Origin of the sequence: Hyphomonas sp., assembly GCF_041398385.1 — a bacterium.
Classification (GTDB): Bacteria; Pseudomonadota; Alphaproteobacteria; order Caulobacterales; family Hyphomonadaceae; genus Hyphomonas.
Window position 1 is genome coordinate 349531 of the sequence record NZ_JAWKUW010000002.1, and the last position, 19771, is coordinate 369301.

At 64.0% G+C, this 19771-nt stretch carries 18 protein-coding genes and 1 tRNA gene; 9 read left to right on the plus strand and 10 right to left on the minus strand.

Going from position 1 to position 19771, the window contains the following annotated elements; genetic code table 11:
• The first annotated feature begins 2 nt into the window (after nucleotides 1-2).
• On the plus strand, nucleotides 3-644 hold the full coding sequence (gene yihA, locus R3C13_RS06525; RefSeq protein ID WP_371310013.1) for a ribosome biogenesis GTP-binding protein YihA/YsxC: 642 nt from the start codon (nucleotides 3-5) through the stop codon (nucleotides 642-644).
• Here yihA and R3C13_RS06530 read toward each other — a convergent pair.
• Entirely contained in the window at nucleotides 641-2797 is a 2157-nt protein-coding gene (locus R3C13_RS06530) for an acylase (protein WP_371310014.1), read from the minus strand. The two genes, yihA and R3C13_RS06530, sit on opposite strands and share 4 nt — an antisense overlap.
• A gap of 113 nt (nucleotides 2798-2910) precedes the next feature.
• Between R3C13_RS06530 and argB the strand changes: the two genes are divergently transcribed.
• Genes argB through dapD form a run of 4 tightly spaced genes read left to right on the plus strand, consistent with a single transcriptional unit; the run spans nucleotide 2911 to nucleotide 6413 of the window.
• Nucleotides 2911-3807, plus strand: a complete 897-nt coding sequence (gene argB / locus R3C13_RS06535; RefSeq protein WP_371310015.1) for an acetylglutamate kinase — start codon at nucleotides 2911-2913, stop codon at nucleotides 3805-3807.
• A complete protein-coding gene (locus R3C13_RS06540) occupies nucleotides 3782-4828 on the plus strand; it encodes a DUF1036 domain-containing protein (protein ID WP_371310016.1) in 1047 nt (348 codons plus the stop codon). The genes argB and R3C13_RS06540 overlap by 26 nt, the downstream gene beginning before the upstream one ends.
• Entirely contained in the window at nucleotides 4818-5561 is a 744-nt protein-coding gene (locus R3C13_RS06545) for a pyrimidine 5'-nucleotidase (RefSeq protein WP_371310017.1), read from the plus strand. Before R3C13_RS06540 ends, R3C13_RS06545 begins: the two co-directional genes overlap by 11 nt.
• 24 nt (nucleotides 5562-5585) lie before the next feature.
• The gene (gene dapD / locus R3C13_RS06550; RefSeq protein WP_371310018.1) at nucleotides 5586-6413 is read left to right on the plus strand and encodes a 2,3,4,5-tetrahydropyridine-2,6-dicarboxylate N-succinyltransferase; all 828 of its coding nucleotides are present in this window, start codon (nucleotides 5586-5588) and stop codon (nucleotides 6411-6413) included.
• 32 nt (nucleotides 6414-6445) lie between these two features.
• Here the strand turns inward: dapD and R3C13_RS06555 are convergent, their stop codons facing one another.
• The 8 genes from R3C13_RS06555 to gluQRS all read right to left on the minus strand — a co-directional run bounded on the left by R3C13_RS06555 (nucleotide 6446) and on the right by gluQRS (nucleotide 15530).
• Nucleotides 6446-7777: a S41 family peptidase gene (locus R3C13_RS06555; RefSeq protein WP_371310019.1), complete on the minus strand. Its 1332-nt coding sequence runs from the start codon at nucleotides 7775-7777 to the stop codon at nucleotides 6446-6448.
• A gap of 89 nt (nucleotides 7778-7866) precedes the next feature.
• Nucleotides 7867-8490 (minus strand): TetR/AcrR family transcriptional regulator, encoded by a 624-nt coding sequence (locus R3C13_RS06560; RefSeq protein ID WP_371310020.1) that lies wholly within the window; start codon nucleotides 8488-8490, stop codon nucleotides 7867-7869.
• Between the two features lie 130 nt (nucleotides 8491-8620).
• On the minus strand, nucleotides 8621-9934 hold the full coding sequence (locus tag R3C13_RS06565; RefSeq protein WP_371310021.1) for a DEAD/DEAH box helicase: 1314 nt from the start codon (nucleotides 9932-9934) through the stop codon (nucleotides 8621-8623).
• A gap of 256 nt (nucleotides 9935-10190) precedes the next feature.
• A complete protein-coding gene (locus tag R3C13_RS06570; protein ID WP_371310022.1) occupies nucleotides 10191-11291 on the minus strand; it encodes a Zn-dependent alcohol dehydrogenase in 1101 nt (366 codons plus the stop codon).
• A 70-nt stretch (nucleotides 11292-11361) separates the two neighbouring features.
• Complete coding sequence (locus tag R3C13_RS06575; protein ID WP_371310023.1) at nucleotides 11362-12129, minus strand: hypothetical protein; 768 nt, start codon at nucleotides 12127-12129, stop codon at nucleotides 11362-11364.
• Between the two features lie 13 nt (nucleotides 12130-12142).
• Nucleotides 12143-13720, minus strand: a complete 1578-nt coding sequence (locus R3C13_RS06580; RefSeq protein WP_371310024.1) for an alkaline phosphatase — start codon at nucleotides 13718-13720, stop codon at nucleotides 12143-12145.
• Nucleotides 13721-13782: 62 nt separating this feature from the next.
• Nucleotides 13783-14688 carry a DMT family transporter gene (locus R3C13_RS06585; RefSeq protein WP_371310025.1) on the minus strand — a complete coding sequence of 302 codons (906 nt, stop codon included), beginning with the start codon at nucleotides 14686-14688 and terminating at the stop codon, nucleotides 13783-13785.
• Nucleotides 14685-15530 (minus strand): tRNA glutamyl-Q(34) synthetase GluQRS, encoded by an 846-nt coding sequence (gluQRS, locus tag R3C13_RS06590; RefSeq protein WP_371310026.1) that lies wholly within the window; start codon nucleotides 15528-15530, stop codon nucleotides 14685-14687. The genes R3C13_RS06585 and gluQRS overlap by 4 nt, the downstream gene beginning before the upstream one ends.
• Nucleotides 15531-15670: 140 nt before the next feature.
• Between gluQRS and R3C13_RS06595 the strand changes: the two genes are divergently transcribed.
• On the plus strand, nucleotides 15671-16738 hold the full coding sequence (locus R3C13_RS06595) for a hypothetical protein (protein WP_371310027.1): 1068 nt from the start codon (nucleotides 15671-15673) through the stop codon (nucleotides 16736-16738).
• A gap of 4 nt (nucleotides 16739-16742) precedes the next feature.
• Here R3C13_RS06595 and msrA read toward each other — a convergent pair whose 3' ends face one another.
• Complete coding sequence (msrA, locus tag R3C13_RS06600; RefSeq protein WP_371310028.1) at nucleotides 16743-17393, minus strand: peptide-methionine (S)-S-oxide reductase MsrA; 651 nt, start codon at nucleotides 17391-17393, stop codon at nucleotides 16743-16745.
• Between the two features lie 107 nt (nucleotides 17394-17500).
• Here msrA and R3C13_RS06605 point away from each other — a divergent pair.
• From R3C13_RS06605 to R3C13_RS06615, 3 genes are all read left to right on the plus strand, one after another.
• Nucleotides 17501-17590: transfer RNA gene (locus R3C13_RS06605), tRNA-Ser, on the plus strand.
• Between the two features lie 312 nt (nucleotides 17591-17902).
• Entirely contained in the window at nucleotides 17903-18376 is a 474-nt protein-coding gene (locus R3C13_RS06610) for a hypothetical protein (protein ID WP_371310029.1), read from the plus strand.
• 153 nt (nucleotides 18377-18529) lie between these two features.
• Nucleotides 18530-19678 carry a hypothetical protein gene (locus R3C13_RS06615; protein WP_371310030.1) on the plus strand — a complete coding sequence of 383 codons (1149 nt, stop codon included), beginning with the start codon at nucleotides 18530-18532 and terminating at the stop codon, nucleotides 19676-19678.
• The last annotated feature ends 93 nt before the right edge of the window (nucleotides 19679-19771 follow it).

Consider the following 19771-nt stretch of genomic DNA (forward strand, 5'->3'; position numbering starts at 1 on the left):
CGATGGCGGACGAAGCCGGATATTCCGAGGACGCGCTGGAGGCCGGGCGGCTGCTGTTCGCTGGTGATGCAAAGTTCGTCAAGGGTGTGGTTGACCTGAAGGGCCTGCCAGCCTCCGACCGGACGGAAGTCTGCTTTGCCGGCCGGTCGAATGTCGGAAAGTCGAGCCTCATCAATGCGCTGACCAACCGGGCCAAGCTCGCCCGCTCCTCGGCGGAGCCGGGGCGCACGCGCGAACTCAATTATTTCGACATCGGCGAAGGGCGGCTTTACCTCGTCGACCTTCCGGGCTTCGGATATGCCAAAGTGTCGAAGTCGCAGGCCGAGGCCTGGACGAAGCTGACCAAGGCCTATCTGCGCGGGCGCCCGTCGCTGCGCCGTGTGTTCCTGCTGGTCGATGCGCGCAGGGGCCTGATGGATACGGACGATGAGGTCATGGACATGATGGACAAGTCCGCGGTTACCTACCAGATCGTGCTGACCAAGGTGGACAAGATCGCCAAGGGCGAAGTCGACGAGATGGCGGAGAAGATCGCCGGCAAGCTGAAGAAGCGCGGCGCGGCGCATCCTGTGGTGCGCATGACTTCCTCCGAAAAGGGCTGGGGCATCCCGGAATTGCGCGCGGAGATTGCGGCGCTGGCCTAGTCCTTGCCCGGACGGTATCGCCGCGTCGCACTCAGTTCGATCTCTTCCCAGTCGAGATGCGGCGTGCGCCAGTCTTCGACGGCGAACAGCGGTGCCTGGTCAATGTAATGCGGCGAGGAGGCATCCTGCACGGCGGAGCCGTAATTATTGATCACGCGGGCGGTCTGGGTGCCGTCGGCATCCCATTCGATGAGCGCGATCCAGGTGTCGCCGGCATTCATGTGCAATTCGCCATCGTCGCGGATCGCGGCAGGATAGACGGCGCGCAGCGTGTCGGGACCGCCGCTGAGGGGCCAGGTCTCGCCGCCGCGGGCAAGCTTGTTGACCTCGCCCCAGGTCGGGTCGATGCGGCCATGATGGGTCTTCAGCCAGCTGACGGCCTCGCGGAAGGCGTCTTCCGGGGCGGGTGGCGGCTCATGGGTGAAGCGGGCGGTGATCTGTTTGAGCGTGGTCAGACCGCCAAGGGCAGCATGGCGCGAGGCAACGTCCATGTCGAAATCCCATTCTGCGAGGAAGGAAGCGGCCTTGGCCATGTCCGGCTCGGCGCTCCAGTCATGAGCAAGGACGGCGGCGACGACCGCGCGGGCTTCCGAGCCTTCGGCATAGGCGGTGTCGAATTTGATGGCGAGGAGGCGCTCCTTGTCCATCGTTCCGGTGCCGTCCGTCAGTTCGCGGACGCGCAGGGCGCGATTGGTCATGTCGGTCTGCAGGCCCATGCTCTGAGGGAAGTCCTCAGGCCTGAGATTGTCCGGCCCGTCGGTGGCGATGTAAGGCGTATTGTTCGAGTTGAAGACAAAGCCCGAGACCGGATTGATGAGTTTCGGAACTTCGTCCCACGGACGATAGCCCTGCCAGATCAGGTCTGAGCGGTCGCCCGGCAGGTCGCCGGACCAGTCCCAGGCATCGTTGCGCGCCGGATATTGCGCATTGTGGATGAAGCCGACATTGCCGGCCCTGTCGGCAAAGACGTAGTTGATCGAGGGCAGGGCGTTCAGCGACATGGCATCGAGGAAGCTGTCGAGGCCGGTCGACTTGTTGAGGCGATAATACTGCTCCAGCTGGCGGATCTCGCCCATGCCGGCATAGCGAATTGCGTAGGTGCCGGTCGGGCCTTCGATCACCGGTCCGTGGTCGGAGCGCAGGACCGGACGCTTCACTTTCAGGGCGAAGGGGCCCCAGAGTTTCACATGCAGCGTGGCGGTGGACTTGTCGAAGTCACGCCATTCGCCGTCGAGGCGGTACTGGCCCTTATTGTCCGGGTTCACGGTCAGGACATAGGTGTCCACAAGATCCTGCGCGCTGACCGTATTGGCCCAGCCGATGTCATGGTTGAAACCGTGCAGGATGACCGGTGTGCCGGGGAAGATGCCACCGGTGATGTCGAGGCCTTCATCGGAGGCGAGATGCGCCTCGTACCAGGCGACCGGGCCCGTCAGCGGCTGGTGGGAATTGATGATGAGCCGCGTCACGCCGTCGCCGGAGCGTTCGGGTGCGACGGCAAAGGCATTCGATCCGCGTTCGGAAAGTGTTTTCGGCGCCATCAGGAAGGCCTTGCGGTCACCTTCGGGGTCGAGCGCGATGGCCTGAGTATGGTCGGTGGCGAAGAGGTTTTTCAGCGTGTCGTCGAGGCCGTAGAAAAGGGGCGTCTTGAAGATGAAGCCGGCGATGATGTCTTCGGCGCGGAAGGGGGCGAGGCCCGCCCAGGTCGTGTCCGGGTGTTCGGAGGCGTAGAGGTTGAGGCCTGCGGCATAGGCCTCGGCCATGGCTTTCACGTCTGCCGGCACGTCTGGTTCGTAGCGCGCTTCCACCGTGTCCCAGACGCCGAGCAGGGCGACCATGTAGTCGACGGGCGCGGCGTCCTTGCCGCGATAGCGGGCAAGATTGCCGCGCGTTGCTGCGACGACTTCCTGGATCGTCTCGTAATCGTCTTCGGCATGGGCATAGGCGAGGCCGAAGGCCGCGTCGCGGTCGCGGGCGCCGCGAATGTGCGGAATGCCGAATTCGTCGCGGATAATGTCGGCGTCATAGGCAGCGGCCGGAGCCGCGAGCGTTTCGGCTGACGGGTTCGCGGGCAGGGGATCCCAGAGATACGCCCCGGCGCCGATAACAAACACGGCGAGGAGCGCGGCGAGCGCCGTCAGAATGCGTTTCATGGCCGTCGCCTCCCCCGTGCCTTTTGTCGCGATGAGCATAGGTGCCTTTCCCGGCAGGTCAAAGCGCCCTAAGAGGCATTCCGCAACAGGCATCGGCCGGAGGGACCAGGGGCATGACCAGCGCAAAGGACGAGGCACAGTTCACCGCCCGGACCCTGTCCGAGGCGCTGCCCTATATCCAGCGCTATACGGGCCAGACCATCGTCGTGAAATATGGCGGCCATGCCATGGTCGACGAAGGCCTTGCCGCGATGTTCGCGCGCGATGTGGTGCTGCTGAAGACGCTCGGCATCAATCCGGTGATCGTGCATGGCGGTGGGCCGCAGATCGGCAAGCTGCTGGACCGGCTGGGCATCGTGTCGGAATTCAAGGGCGGCCTGCGCGTGACCGATGAAGCGACGATGGAAGTTGTCGAAATGGTCCTGTCAGGCCCGATCAACAAATCCATCGTGCGGGCGATCAACCAGGCCGGCGGCCGGGCGGTCGGCGTGTCAGGCTCGGACGGGCGGCTGATCCAGGCCGAAAAGGCGACCAAGACCGAGCGCGACCCCGACAGCCATATCGAACAGGTGCTGGACCTCGGCTTCGTCGGCGAGCCGAGCGGCGTCGATACAAGCGTGCTGGACGCCCTGCTGAAGGCCGACAGCCAGCTGATCCCGGTCGTCGCGCCGGTTGCCATGGGGCCCGACGGCCACCGCTACAACGTCAATGCCGACACGGCCGCCGGCGCACTGGCCGCGGCGCTTGGCGCAAGCCGTCTCCTGCTGCTGACGGACGTTGCAGGCGTGCTCGACAAGGACAAGCAGCTGATCCGCGAGCTGAAAGTGGCGGACATTCCGCGCCTCATCGAGGACGGCACAGCTGCAGGCGGTATGATTCCGAAGCTTGAAACCGCGGCGCATTCCGTAAATCATGGGGTTGGGGCGGCAGTTATTCTCGACGGGCGTGCGCCGCACGCCCTGCTCATGGAGCTGTTCACCGAACATGGCGCTGGTACGCTCATTTCGTAACGTGCTCGCGGCCCTTGCGGCTGCGGCGTGTTTCCCCGGTCTTGCCGCTGCTGCCCAGGAAACCGGGCAGGCAGAGGGCTGGAAACTCTGCAACAAGACGTCCTACATCCTGGAGGCGGCGGTCGGCCGGCCGGAAGGCACCGGGCTGACAGTCGATGGCTGGCTGAAACTACAGCCGGGCACCTGCCGGGTGGCGGTCGAAACGCCGCTGGAGCCCAAATTCCACTTCCTCTACGGACGTACCTCGACCGCGCACCGGGGAGGGACGCGCGAATGGGGCGGCCGCACGATGCTTTGCGTCGACCCGACCGGAAGCTTCACCATCGAGAACCCGCCCGAATGTTCGGCCATGGGGCTTGAAGCGCGCGGTTTCCGCCCGGTCGAAGTGACGTCAACGCGGCGCTGGACCACCGATTTCACCGAAATCGAGAATTACGACCTCGAAACGGCCCGGTCGGCCGGCCTGCAGCGTCTGCTGGAAGAGGCGGGCGTCACCTCCGGCGCAGTAGACGGCCATATCGGCCACCGTACCCGCGTCGCGATCGGGGAGTTCCTGAAATCCAACGGCCTGCCGGAGAACACATCCGATGCGGACCTGATCGATTTCCTCGAACAGGTCGCCAAGGAACGCGGCCGCAATGTCGGTTTCACCCTGTGCAACCGTACCAAGTCCCGCGTGTGGAGCGCGATTGCCCGGCGCGGGGCCGAAGGCTGGGAAAGCCGGGGCTGGTGGATGCTGGAAGCAGGCGGCTGTTCGCGCGTGATCGACCGGCCGCTGCGCGGCACGGAATACTATGTCTATGGCGAGATGGAGGACGGCACCAAGGTGCGCACGCTCGCCAAGGCGTCGGATGCCTTCTGCGTCGGCCACGCCAAGTTCGCGATCATCGGGCGCGACCAGTGCGAGGCCTCTGCCTATCGCACGGCGCTCTTCGCGGCGACGCCGCCGCCGGACGACCGCAAACTGGTGTTCGAATTCTTCGAGCGCGATTTCGCCAAGGCCGGTGCGAATGACCGCTAAGCCGGCTGGCGTCCACCTCGCGCCGTTCGGCCGGTTCACCCATGTTGACCATTGGGTGTTCGATCTCGACAACACGCTCTACCCGGCCGAATGCGACCTGTTCGCCCAGATCGATGTGCGGATGACGGATTTCGTCTCCCGTGCGCTGGGCCTTGGTCCGGCCGAGGCGCGCCGGGTGCAGAAGCACTATTATGCGACCTATGGCACGACGCTCGCCGGCCTGATGCAGGTGAACCGGATCGAGCCGGCGGACTTCCTGCATCATGTGCACGACATCGACCTCTCGCCGCTGCCGGACCTGCCGGAGCTGCGCGCCGCGCTCGCGGCCCTGCCGGGCAAGAAGTTCGTCTACACCAATGGCTCGCGCCGCCATGCCGAGCGGGTGACGGAGAAGATGGGGCTCGACCATCTGTTCCATGGCAGTTTCGGGATCGAGGATTCGAATTACACGCCGAAGCCGAAGCAGGGGAGCTATGACGCCTTCTGCGAGCAACATGCGGTGGAGCCGAGGCGGGCGGTCTTTTTCGAGGATCTTGCCCGCAACCTGCTGCCGGCCAAGGATATGGGCTTCACCACGGTGCTCGTGCATTCCGAGAAGGACTGGAGCCATGAGCCGATCGAGGCGCGCCCTGCGACACTTGAAGACATTTTGAAGGATGACGGGCCGGACCACATCGACTATGTCACCGGCGACCTCGCGGCCTTCCTTGAAGCGGCGCGCAAAACGCTCTGACACTTTCCTGCTGGGGGACATGCCATGACTGACGACCTTGCTCACCTGATCGACGCTGCCTGGGAGAACCGTGACGCGCTGGGCACGCATACGCGCGGCAAAGAGCGCGACGCGGTGGACCTTGCGATCGATATGCTCGACACCGGTAAGGCGCGAGTGGCCGAGAAGGACGCCGACGGCGAATGGGTGGTGCACCAGTGGCTGAAGAAGGCCGTGCTGCTGTCGTTCCGCCTGAATGCCAATGGCGTGATCGGCGGCGTGCCGGGTGGTGGCCACTGGTGGGACAAGGTGCCATCGAAGTTCGAAGGCTGGGGCGAGACCGAATTCAAGGAAGCCGGCTTCCGCGCCGTGCCGCCCTGCGCCGTGCGCCGGGGTGCGTTCGTGGCGAAGAATGCCGTGCTGATGCCGTCCTATGTGAACATCGGTGCGCATGTCGGCGAAGGCACGATGATCGACACCTGGGCCTCGGTCGGCTCGTGCGCACAGGTTGGCGCCAATTGCCATATCTCGGCCGGCACCGGCATCGGCGGCGTGCTGGAGCCGCTGCAGGCGAACCCGACCATCATCGAGGACAATTGCTTCATCGGTGCACGTTCGGAAGTGGTCGAAGGCGTGATCGTCGGCGAAGGCTCGGTGATCGCGATGGGCGTGTTCATCACCCAGTCCACAAAGATCGTGAACCGCGCGACCGGCGAGATCAGCTATGGCAAGGTTCCTCCGTACTCGGTCATCGTGCCGGGCACCCTGCCGGACCCGAAGGGTGGCCCGAGCCTCGCTTGTGCCGTGATCGTGAAGACCGTCGACGCGAAGACGCGCGAGAAGACGGGCGTGAACGAACTGCTGAGGGACTAGGCCTGCACCGGCGATACCGGGGCACTGCCATTTCAACAGCTGCTATCTTCGATGCATGCGACAAGCAGCTTCAGGGAGGCGAGATGGCTTTCGATCAGGTCGTGCTCACCGAACAGCGGCAGCTCGATATCGGGCGGGATGCCTTTGCCTTCGAATGAGGTGCCATCGGCATCGGCAAAGATTTCATTGGACAGTTCCAGGTACCAGCCATTCGGCAGAGGCTTTGCCAGAGGTGTGGAGAACGCGCCACGGCTGGTCTGGCCAGCCGTTTTGATATGGGGCAACTGCCTCAGCATCAGCGTGGTTATCTCGCCTCCGGAGACGGTCACGTCGCTCGTGATGATATAGACCGGCTTGGTGTAGCGCGGCCCATCCTGATACGGATCGATCGTATAGGTAATTTGCGGTGCGCCATCCCATTCCGTTCTGACCGTGTACGCATCGAAAGGCGCGTCGGTGAAGCGGCTGGCGATGGCGCGTGTAATGGCGTCATATCCGCCGCGATTGTTCGAGAGATCGAGGATCAGGGCATCCGTGTCCTCAAATGCCATCAGGGCGTCGTCGAACAGGGCGTGCAGGGCATCGATCTCTGCGAGAGACCATTCTGGCGTGCCGGGCTCGAACTCGGTTGTGAATCCGCCCATGGTGAATATCTGGATGTACCCGATATGGCCGTTGATCGTGCCACGGACAAACCGTTCGTTGCCCGCCTGGACCGCACCCTCATCCAGATAGGCCATGAGATTGTCCAGGAGACCGATGAGCCAGGGGGTCTCGCCGAGGCCGTTCCTGACGCGCGGCAGCGTCGTGCCGAGTCCGAACTGGACCCGTTGCGTTTGGCCATCAATTTCTGCGAGCAGCTTGGTATGCGAATCCTGAAGCGGCTCAAGCAGGCCGGCGAGGGCGCCAAGAAGATCGGCGTCGCTCATGTCGGGCCGATTGGCTGCCTTCGCGGCGGCAACATTCCCGGCCCAGTCAACGCCGCGTTGCTCGAAAAACGCGTAGTGGCGCTGGAAGACCGATGAAAAGACGTCAAACACCGCTTCAGGGCTGACATCCGGGTCTTCGTGGCAGGCGGGCGGCAGAAAAGGAATTCGCCGGAAAATCGCGTGCCCATCCGAGGGCAGGTATTCAAATCGCGCGCTATGGCTGGAGTGCGGTGTGAAGTACCGGTACTCGATCTGGCCCATCAGGGTTGGGCCGTCCTGCCGTGTCGGATAGCAGGCAACCGGCGTTTCCTGCCAGCGGATGATCCGATCCGGCGTTATCTGGAGCAGCCAGCCGGATTCCTCGGAGCGCCAGACACCCTGTGCCGCTTCCAGCATGCCGCTGCCGGTATCGAGCGCCTGTCTGTTGGCGTGCACAGGCGCGGCACTGCTGCAGGTGCAGACCATGAGAGCGAAAAGGGGCGCAAGCGTTCGAAGCATTGAGTAAACCTAAAAAATGACCACGGTCACTTTTTAGGTTTACTCGCCGCCCGAGGCAACCGGGCGCCTGCAGCCAGGTGTTCAATTGCCCTGAAACGGATTTCGAGGTCACGCAGTATGTGTTCGCGCTGGCCGGTCACGACGCACTGGCGCACGGTGCCGGTGAACAGGGTGAGCATCAGGTCTGCAATTGCCGGACTGTCAGTTTCGTCAGGCAAGTCGCCATTCGCCTTCGCGCGATCTACCAGACCCTCGAATGCATTGCGGACGGCATCATCGCTTTGCGCCTCGACGATCTGGATCGCGGGCGTCGTCGGCGAAAGGCGGGTTGTCGCCTTCCACAATTCAGGTGTGGCCTCGCAGAGGCTGATTGTCCTGCGGCACGTTTTAAGTGCGGCGGCCGTCAGTGTAGGCGCCTGCGCGGCCTCCGGAGGGGCAATCGCCGCCGCGACCAGCCGCCGGTACCATTCGGCCAGAATGTCCGCCTTGGCGGGGAAGTGATTGAAGAAAGTCCCCTTGGCGACACCGGCAGCCCGGGTGATTTCCGTGACCGTGACGGAATCATATCCCTTCGCTTCGAACAGGGAGATGGAAGCCTCATAGAGAGCTTCGAACACGTTGCGCTTCTTGCTGTCGCGTATCCCGGTCACGACCCGATCCCTTTCTGGCAGGCCAGAAAGGACCGTTTCCGTGCCTCAGTCAAATACAGATGCTCCGGAGCGCGCCAATGTGCCTGTTGGTGCTCCGGAGCAATAGCGCAGTTTTTCGGATCCGACGCTTTTATGTCTTCGCGCGGGCCGGGCGGTGTTTGGTGCCGGGCCTGCCATGGGGCTTTTTCGACGCCGGACGCTGGGGCCGCCGGCCCTGGCTGCGATTGCCGCCGCCATACCCGCTGCGGCCCGCCGGGCCTTTCGGCTTCGGGACGCGCAGGTCGCGGGAGGGTTCGGGGCGGACGATGGCTTCGCAGCCTTCCGGCGCGGGTAGCAGGGGAATGTGCTGGCGCGTCACCTTTTCGACGTCGCGGAGATAGTACAACTCGTCTTCTGCCACCAGCGAGACGGCGATGCCGGCGCGTCCGGCACGGGCGGTGCGGCCGATACGGTGGACATATTGTTCCGGCACGTTCGGCATCTCGAAATTGATAACATGGCTGATGCCGTCCACGTCGATGCCGCGGGCGGCGATGTCTGTGGCGATGAGGATCTTGCAGCGACCGTCCTTGAACGCCTCAAGCGCCTTCAGGCGCTGCGGCTGGGACTTGTTGCCGTGTATCGCCATGGCGGAGAAGCCCTTGGCCATCAGCTTGCGGACGACTTTCTCCGCGCCATGCTTGGTACGGCTGAAGACGAGGGCACGGTCCATGTCGGGCGTGGCGAGCACGGCTTCGAGCAGGTCCAGCTTGTCGGATGTGGCGACATGGTAGACGCCCTGATCGACACGCTCGGCTGTGGTCGATTCCGGGGCGATGGAGACCTTCACCGGATCGTCGAGGTACTGACCCGCGAGTTCCGCGATGGCCTTCGGCATGGTGGCGGAGAAGAGCAGGGTCTGGCGATCTGCCGGCACCTTGGCGAGGATCTTTTTCAGGTCATGGATGAAGCCCATGTCCAGCATCTGGTCGGCCTCGTCGAGGATGAGGACTTCGACTTCACCGAGCTTCACGGCGCCCTGGTTCATCAGGTCGAGCAGGCGGCCGGGCGTTGCCACGAGCACGTGCACACCTTTCTGCAGGGCCTGGATCTGGCGGCCGATGCCGACGCCGCCGAACACGGTTTCGACACGGCAATCCATGAATTTCGAATAGGTGCGGAAACTGTCCGCAATCTGGCCGGCGAGTTCGCGGGTCGGGGCGAGGACCAGCACGCGCGTGTGCTTGGCGCGCAACGCTCCCGGTTCCTCGATCAGGAGGTCGAGCGTCGGCAGGGCGAAAGCTGCGGTCTTGCCGGTGCCGGTCTGGGCGATGCCGAGCAGGTCGCGCCCGTCGAGCAGGTGCGGGATGGCCTGGGCCTGGATCGGCGTCGGCGTATCATAGCCTTCTTCGGTCACGGCCTTCAGCAGCTTGGCGTTGAGGCCGATGTCTTTGAATGTGGTCACTTTGAATCTTTCATGCGCGCACGGCGCTGCGATGTGCGCGCGCCGTCGGGTCCCGGTCATGTCCGGGTGTTGTTGGGAACGGCCCCGCGTGACGGGGAGCGTCAGGATCTGATGCCTGAAGGGGGGAGGCTCATTCCCTGCAATCCGTGCAGGTCGCGATTCACGCTGCCAGCCCCATGCGCATGAAAATGCGCTGCGACGCCGTCCCCATGCCCGGGAACGCCGCCGCCGTCAATGCTGCGTGTGTTAATCGGGTCTAGTCGAACACCACGACCTGGCGGGCGACGGTGCCCTTGTTGTCCTTGAGGTTCTGCAGGGCGGCGGTGAGGCCATCGAGGCCGATCCGGTCGGAAACGAGGTCGTCAAGATGCAGGCGGCCCTGCCGGTACAGCTCGATGAGGCGTGGGAAATCGATGCGGAACCGGTTGGAGCCCATGATGGCGCCCTGGATGCGCTTTTCGGTGACCAGCATCTCGATGCCGGGGATCTCGATGTTCACACCCGGCGTGATCATGCCGATCAGCGTGGCGAGGCCGCGCGGGCGCATCATGTGATAGGCTTGTTCGGCCGTCTGCTTCAGGCCGACGCATTCGAAGGCATAGTGCACGCCGCCTTTGGTGAGTTCCTTGACCGTTCCGACGGCATCGACCTTGGACGGATTGACCACATCGGTCGCCCCGAAACGGACAGCGAGCTGGAGCTTTTCGTCGGAAAGATCGACCGCGATGATGCGGGAGGCCCCGGCGATCGCAGCACCGTTGATGGCAGCGAGGCCGACGCCGCCGCAGCCGACGACGGCGACGGTCGAGCCCGGTTCCACCTGCGCCGCATGGAACACAGAGCCGACGCCGGTGATCACGCCGCAGCCGATGAGGCAGGCGCGGTCGAGCGGCATGTCCTTGTCGATGGCGCAGAGCGTGTTCTCGTGCACGAGGATCTGTTCGGCGAAGGAGGAGAGGTTGAGGAACTGGCCGACCTTTTCGCCCTTGATGGAGAGGCGCGGAGCCTCTGTGGGTTGGCGCTGGAACTGGTCGCGATTGATCGTGTGGCAGACGGACATGTGCCCCGATAGGCAATATTCGCAGGTGCCGCAGAAGGGGGAGAGGATGGAGATGACATGGTCGCCCGGCTTCACGGCCGAGACCATGGAGCCTACGGCCTCGACGACGCCCGCGCTTTCATGGCCGAGGATGACCGGCATCTCGACCGGGAAATTGCCGTCCCAGAAATGCACGTCGGAATGACAGACGCCGACGGCCTTCAGGCGCACTAGCACTTCGCGCGGGCCAGGCTTGTCGATGGTCACTTCCTCGATCGAGAGCGGCTTGTTTGCCTCCCGCATCACGGCTGCTTTCATGGCGTGTTTCCTCCGGTCTCATGTTTTTCCGGAGCATGACGGGCAAAGCGGGCCTTGGCGAGCCCTGCCGCTAGGAGAGGCCCGGTCCCGTCAGGGCGCGCCAGGCTTCGGTCAGCATGGCGCGGTCGTCTGCGGGCAGGAGATCCGGCGCGCCGAGCGCCATCGCGGTTTCGCAGAGGGCAAGCGCGGCACGGCCCCAGGGCTCGACAAGGTGAAGGTTCGGGTCGTCTTCCGGCCCGCCATCGGTATACATGCAATCGTCGCCGAGGAGTTCGTAGGCGCGGGTGGTCACGCAGTTGAACACAGCGCTGAGCCCCCGGCCGATGGGCGAGACGGGCGTTTCGCCTCCGGCGCCGATGATGCCTTCCCAGTCGGTGAATTCGCGGCGCGAGGGGCTGAGGCCTTTCCAGTTCAGCCATGCCTTAGAATAGAGGCGGCCGGCCTCCGGTGCGCGATGCTCGGACAGGGTTTCCGCTTCTTCAGGCGTCAGGGCCCTGGCCCGCTCGGCCACCCAGGCGACACCTTCGCCATGCGGCCCGAACAGCGTGTGTGCGGGCAGGCGGCGCACCAGCCGGATGGCGACGCTGCGCGTATAGTTGCCGGTATGGTCCTGGGGCTCCAGCGCGTCGACCACTTCGGCCTCCCAGAGGGTGCCCGGCCAGTCCGTGATGAGCACGCCGTCGAGCGCATGCTCGACCACGATCCACGGCGACTCCCGCGTCGCGTTGCGGATCGTGTCGCCTTCCTTTGCGGTCAGAAAGCGTGCGTCCGCCTTGCGGCCGGAAACGAAAATATAGCCGGTCGCGCGCGGACGCCTGAACAGGTCTGGGAAACTCAACTGGTGTGTACTCTTACTCGGCAGGTTCTGGGGCAGGTGCTGGGGCAGGGGCGGCGACGAGCCCGCTGGCGCGGCCCATGACCTGGAAAATCTCGTTCTGCTCCATTACGCCGGACACCAGTTCTGCGCCAGGGCCGGAGGCGAAGATGGCGACGTCTTCGCCGCCATGGGCTTCCGACCACATGGGATAGAGCGACTGCTGAAGGAACTCCTTGTCCGTCGTGTCGACATCCGTGAGGTCGAGACGGGTGCAGTCAAGCTTTCCGTCCACGGAGCGGCAGGCGCCGGGACCGTTCATGTAGCCGAGCGTCGTGTAGGGCTTGCCGTCGAGCGCCTTGTCGGGTGTGCCGTCCAGCGCGGAGGAGGCGAGGCCAAGGATCGGGTTGCCGCGCTTCGGATAGCCGGAAATCGTCATCGTGTGGGAATGGTCGGCGGTCACGATGATCAGCGTGTCCTCGCTGTTCGTCATGTCGAGCGCCGCGGCGATGGCCTGGTCGAACATGTCGGTTTCGTCGAGGGCGCGGGCGGCATTGCCGGCATGGTGGGCATGGTCGATCCGTCCGCCTTCGACCATCAGGACGAAGCCGTCCGGATCCTGCGACAGGCGGGTGATGGCGGCGCGCGTCAGTTCTACGAGCGAAGGTTCGCCCGCGACATCGTCGGCGCGGTCGAGTTCGTATTGCAGGTGGGAATGCTCGAACAGGCCGAGCACCTTGTCGCTGCCGGTGAAGTCCTCCGCGGCGAACCCGGCGGCATCGTAGATGTACTTGTGCCCGGCCGACTTGGCCTGCCATTCGGCGACAAGGTCGCGGTCGTCACGGCGGAAGCTTTCGCGGCGCTCGTCTTCGGGGTCTGTCGCGCCCTGTTTCAGGAAGGCGCTGCGCCCGCCGCCGAAAGCGATTTCGAACCCGTCGCCTTCCGGCCAGTCGATGAACTGGGCGGCAATGTCTTCGCAGCCGTCGGCGCCGTTGTCGTCTGCGCCCACATAGGCTTCCCAGTCGCGGTTCGGCACTTCGGAATAGGTGGCGCCGGGTGTTGCATGGGTCAGGCGGGCGGTCGTGACGACGCCGGTCGCAAGGCCGGCGCGCTCCGCGAGATCGAAGAGCGAGTCGGTGCGGTGGCCCTCGATGCTGGCGCAATTGTCGTAGCGGGCATCCGACGTAATGCCGAGCGTGCGGGAATTGGTCTTGACGCCGGTGACCATGGCCGTCGCCGTCGAGGCGGAGTCGGCCACCTGGAAATCGTTGGAATAGGTCTTTGAGAGGGCCGTGTACGGAAGGGTCTCCATGGTGAGGCGATAGGATTCGCCGTCGAGGCCGCGCTTTTGCCCGGCATAGATGCGGGCAGCGGTGACGGTGGAAATGCCCATGCCGTCGCCGATGAAGATGATGACGTTCCTGGCGGGCTTTACGCCGCGCTGGGCGATCCGGGTGTCGACCGCTTCAGCGGCGCGGACATAATAGGCATCTGTCGACTGCTGCGGCACCTGGCCGGTGCGCAGGGGTTTCGGCTCAGCCCCGGATTCTGTTTGTGGGGAACAGGCCGCGAGCAGGGCGAGGGCGGGCAGCGTTGCGGCGAGAAACTTTCGCATGGAAATCTCCGGTCTCATGATTACGGGCGTGTCATAGGGGTCTTTTGTGACGGTTTTCGCCGTCAGTCGACCGCCACTTGCGGTTTGCGTCCGCGCTGGGCCAGCCAGACGGCGCAGAGGATGATAAGCGCGCCGCCGGTCTGAACGCCGCTGAGCGGCTCGTCGAACAGGCGCCAGGACACGGCCGCGGCGACCACAGGCTGGACGAGGACAAGCAGGCCGGCCAGCGCTGGCGACGTGCGGCCGAGGCCTGAGACGATCATGGCCTGTCCGCCGATCTGGGCGATCAGCGCGAGGGAGAAGGGCGCACGAAAGCCGGCAAGGGTTTCCGGGAAGAAGCGTTCCCCGCTTGCCGCAACGATGAGGCCGGCGACACAGACTTCGACGCAGGTGAGCCAGAAGATCGTCTCGATGCCACCAAGCGTGCGGCGCGCGACGTTCGAAGCCAGCATGTAGCCGGACACCATGATCGCCGCGCCGAAGGCAAGGAGGTCGCCGCGCAGGTCGCCCTTGCCGCCGGAATCGCCGCCGAGCGAGAGCGCCGCTGCGCCGAGTACGGCAAGCGCGGCCGCCGCGAACCAGACAGGTGCCGGGCGCTGCTTCAGGAAGTACCAGGCGCCGAATCCGACCAGGACATTGCCGAGGTTCACGATGAAGGTGGCGTTCGACACCGTGGTCAGCGTCAGGCCCCAATGCCAGAGCGCCATGTCGAGCGTGAACAGGGTGCCGGCGATGAAGACGAACCGGTTAGGCCGGGCCGGGGGCCTGCGCTGGATGATGAAAACCAGCGCCAGCAGGAAGGGCAGGGCAAACGTATAGCGCCAGAAGGCGATCGCCTGTGGGCCGAGATCGCCAAGGCCCAGCCGCATGCCTATGGGGGCAAAGCCAATTGCTACGCCGCCAATAAGCACCATCAGAGGGCCCGTCCAGGTGCGCGGCGCGGGCAGGGATCGATCCGGGTTGGTCATGCAAGGCCCGTCAGGCGGCGGAGGTCGTCCGGCGTCATGCCTTCATCGCGGTAGGCGCGCAATCCCCGGTCTCCCGCGCGCTTGGAGAGTTTCCTGCCGTCGGGCCCGATGATCAGGGGATGGAAGCGGTAAACTGGTTGGGGCCAGTCCATCAGCGCCTGCAAGAGGGCATGGATCGCCGTCATCTCGCGGATGTCCTCGCCCCGGATGACATGGGTGACGCCCTGCAGCGCGTCGTCATGGCAGCAGGCCAGGTGATAGGAGGCTGGCGTGTCCTTCCGGGCGAGGACGACGTCCCCATAAGGCGCCGGGTCTGCCGCTACGCTGCGGGCCGTGCCTCCTGTTTCGTCAATATAGCTGAGCGTCCGGTAGCGGGGGCCGAGCGCGTCGCGGGCCGCTGCCAGGGACAGGCGCCAGGCAAAGGCATTGCCGCGGGCGAGGTGCGCTGCTTCGTCCGCTTCGGGCAGCGGCCGGCCGGTATAGCCCGCCATGTCCGGATCGGCGCCTGCGGGCAGGGCGGCCGTAATTTCGCGCCTTGTGCGGAAACAGCGATAGATGAGGCCCCGGGCCTGCAGGGATTCGAGCACGGCGGCATAGTCAGGGAAATGATCCGACTGGCGCCGCACGGGCTCCGGCCAGTCGAATCCGAGCCATTCCAGGTCTTCGAGGATCGCCGTTTCGTAGTCGGGCCGGCAGCGTGTCCGGTCGATATCCTCGATCCGCAAAAGGACTGCTCCGCCGGCTGTCCGGGCCGCGTCCCAGACATGGAAGGCCGATGCGGCATGGCCGAGATGCAGGTAGCCGGTTGGCGAAGGCGCAAACCGCGTCACGAAATCGCCCATTCAACGCCACCTGCCCCCGGTTTTCAGCACCTGTCACATTTGCATGCTCACCGATGCAGAATGCCCGCGTCAACAGCGTTTCCCTGTTGCGTGGCGCCCTCAAGACCCGTATCCGCATGGGGTTCGAAAGGTCCACATGCATGCCTGTGACTGACTGGTTCAGTTCCGCGGAAGCCTGGTCGGCAGCCCACCCCCAGGAAACGCGTTACCTTGCTGCGCTTGGCGTAGTGGTGACGGCGATTCTGGCCCTGTGGCTGGTAATGGTGCTGGTGCGTGCGATGATCCGCGCCTGGCGCGCCATGCAGGACGCCGGGAAGGCCCGTGCCCTGAAGCTCGACAAGTCGCCGGGCTACCGCATTGTCCTGATGAAGCCTGAGGGCCATGCCCGCGGGGCGTCGCTGGCCTGGCTGGCCGCGGCGCTGGGCAGCCATCTGCCGTCCTACAATTTCGGTGCGCCTTACAAGGTCGTGCGCCTGAATGTGCTGAAGGGAGGGATGGCGCCGGATACTGTGGCACGCGCCCGCCGGCGCATGGCTGTGGCCGATGCGGACCTGCTGGTCTGGGCCCGCCGCAAAGGGCGCAAGCCGGACGGGTTCGAGATATTCGGCCTGACCCGCGGAGGCGGCCTGACGCCGGCTGAGGCTAAGCTCTTTACGTTCCGCCTGCCGGCGCGCAAAGCCGAGCTTGAAGGGGCCATGCCAAGCGCCGCAGCGTTCCTTCTGGCGCGCCAGCTGCAGCCGGCACTGGCCAATCCGCAATCCTTCCGGTCCGAGAAGATCAAATTGCTGGCCGATGAACTGGGCGCCATCCTGGATCATCCGGGCGGCTTGCCCGCCGCGCTCCGTTCGGAGGTCGAAGCGGCCTATTGCGCCTCCGCTGTGCATGTGGCCGAGGATGCCGGCGACCTCGAAGGGCTCGAGCGGGTGATTTCGCTCAGCCGCGCCCACCTTGCGGAAGACGCGATCAAGGCCCGGCCGGATCGCGCGCTTCAGGCAAGGATGGACATTGGCCGGGCCCTGCTGGCGCGGGCCTCAAAGAAATTTGACACCGCCATGGTGCAGGAGGCGATCTCGCACCTGTCGCTGGTCGTCGAGGCGTTACGCACCGATCCGACCATCTTGCGCGCGCAGGGTGCGTCAGACGCCATGTTCAAGGCGCAGAGCATGCTGGAAAGCCGCAAGCGCTTCGCGGTGAATTTCGGCACCTGAGGCGTCAGACGCCGAGGCCCACCGGGCAGGACACGCCCGTGCCGCCGAGACCGCAATAACCATTGGGGTTTTTCGCCAGATATTGCTGGTGATAGTCTTCCGCGAAATAGATATTCGTGAGCGTGCCGACTTCGGTCGTGACCTTGCCGCCATGTCCTGCCGCGGCAAGGGCGGACTGGTAGGCAACGGTCATGTCCATTGCGATCTGCTTCTGGTCTTCCGACGTCACATAGATGGCGGAACGGTATTGCGTGCCGATGTCATTGCCCTGGCGCATGCCCTGGGTCGGGTCGTGGTTCTCGAAAAACAGCCTTACGAGGTCCGCAAATGTGACTTTGGCGGGGTCGTAGATGACATCCACGACTTCCGTATGTCCCGTATGACCGGAGCAGACCTCTTCATAAGTCGGATTGGGCGTGATGCCGCCGGCATAGCCGACGCGCGTCAGCCAGACGCCATCCTGCTGCCAGAACTTGCGTTCAGCGCCCCAGAAACAGCCGAGGCCGAAGACGGCACGCTCAAAGCCCGCCGGCACGTCGGCCAGCAGATCGCGGCCATACACAGAATGCGTCGAGGCTGTCGGGATGGGGTGGGCGCGGCCTTTGAGGGCGGTGTCGTCGGTCGGCAGGTCGATCGGCTTGCGCGAGAACAGCATGGGGTCGGCTCCTTCAGCAGAACCCCCATATGGGCGCGCTGCTGCGCAACGGCAATCACAGTCTTGCGATCAGGAAGACCATCGTCTACAGCGTCCGCTGCTGGAATGGTGAGGTGGCCGAGTGGTCGAAGGCGCACGCCTGGAAAGTGTGTAGGCTAGCAATAGTCTCCAGGGTTCGAATCCCTGTCTCACCGCCAGCCAGACCTCCCGATAGTTGGATCCCGAACATCGCTACCGCGAATTTTCAGGGATCCTGCGCTGCGGCTGCTAAGGACACAGATTCGCCAGAATAACAGGATTTGGTGGGGGTGTTGAGATGCCTCATGCTTGCAAGGCCGCGCACGACCAGTGGTGGTCCGGCTTATGCCGCGCCGGGTCACACCGCGTGCGGAAGGAGATTCCCAGTAAAACCTCACGGTCATACCCGGATAACCGGTCATTTCAAAACCTTGTTAACGGTTTTCCGGCACGTTGCAGGAGTTAACCGATCGCGCTGAAGGATTAACCTCATGCTGAAACCTGCTCTCACGGCTCTTTGCGGACTCTTCCTGGCCATGCCTGCCTTTGCGGCGGGATTGTCGGCCGAACAGGTGATCGAGCGGATGATCGTCACGGAGTCGGAAGACGGCTCGACGGAAGTCGAGCTGGTGCCGGCCGAGACGGTCACACCCGGCGAGGAGCTGGTCTATTCGCTGAACTTCCGGAACGATGGCGAGGCGGCAGCCGAGAACGTCGTCCTGACCGTGCCGGTGCCTTCGGAAGTCAGCTATGTCGAGAATTCGGCGGCAACCGGCGGCGCGCTTGTGGCCTTTTCAGCCGATGGCGGCAAATCCTTCGCGCCACGCGGGGATCTCAAGGTTTCGGTAGACGGTGAATCGCGCGAAGCGCTGGCTGGCGAGATCACACATGTGCGCTGGACCTTCCGGAACAAAATCGAGCCGGGCTCCTCGGGCACGCTGATGTTCCACGCAATTCTTAAATAGCCTCGCTGTAGCTATTCCAACAGGATGCGAACCTGTAAGTGCCGAGAATACAATGCCTTGTTAACCTTAATATGCGCGGTTCGTTTTAGGCTGAATTTAAGGTATTTGCGCCACTCTCCATGATTGTCGAACAGACAAAGATGGATAAAAACAATGCCGATCAACTTCAGAATGCGCATCGCCGCATTACTTGCCGGAGCAGCGCTCCTGGCCGGTCATGCGGCCGCTCAGCGCACAGATGCCGGCACGACAGTCAGCAACACCTTCACGCTCAACTATGACGTAGCAGGAACGGCCCAGCCGCAGATTGACAATACGTCGTCGCCGACCGTCTTCACGGTTGACCGCCTGGTCGATCTCACCATTACAACACTTGATGCAACTCAGAATGTTGCGCCGAACTCGACCGGTAACACCATCCGCTACCGGCTGACCAATTTGGGCAACGACAATCAGGCCTATGACCTTTCAGTCTCCACCGCCGGCAGCACATACACGCCGGGCAGTGTGACGATCACCTACTTCATCGACGAGGACAGTTCGGGCACGCTGAACGGTTCCGAAGCGTTGCAGACCTACACGCTGAGCAATCCGACCATCGATGTCGCGCCCGACGATGAAGTTATCATCATTGTTACCAGCAACGTCCCGGCCGCGACGCCGGATGGGGACAGCGCGACCCTCACGCTGGTCGCCGATACCTTGTTCCCGGTCACCTCTGTCGACGTCACCTGTACGCCATCGACCTGTGTGGCGGGCGACCCCGTCGTCGGCGACTCCGATGGCAACGACCTGACGAATGCCGCGGAGAGCGTTCTGGCTGATGGCGCCGGTGTGACCGACAGTGCGAACCAGGGCGACTATTCGGCCAGCGGTGTTCTGAATGTGCTTGCGCCGACGCTGAATGCTTCCAAGATTGTGGCCGTGTTCGACACCGATCCGGGCTCCGACGCCGCCTGCATGGCACTCTCCTCTGCGGCATCGGGCGACCAGTATTCGGTGCCCGGCGCCTGTGTGCAGTATGTGATCTCGGTCGGCAATACCGGTTCCGGCACCGCAAGCAATCTCAACATCTCTGACCGGCTTCCGGCGGAAGTAAGGTTCCTGAAAGCAGAACTCGACACGACTAGCTCGACCGGCTTTGCGGACGACAGTGGCGTTTCGGGCACCGGCCCGACCCTGGCTGCACCCGGTGCAGCAGAAGATTGCGACGGTTCGACGAACTGTCTGGTCGACCTGTCCGACGCGATTCTGTCGCCCGGAGAAAACGGCCAGATCAGGATCTGGGCGCTGGTCCGCTAGACACCGTAGAATACTCGATAATCCGGCCCCGGACTGTTATCGCAGTCCGGGGTTTTCTTTACAAACCCATTGAAATTTCATCGAAATTTCCCG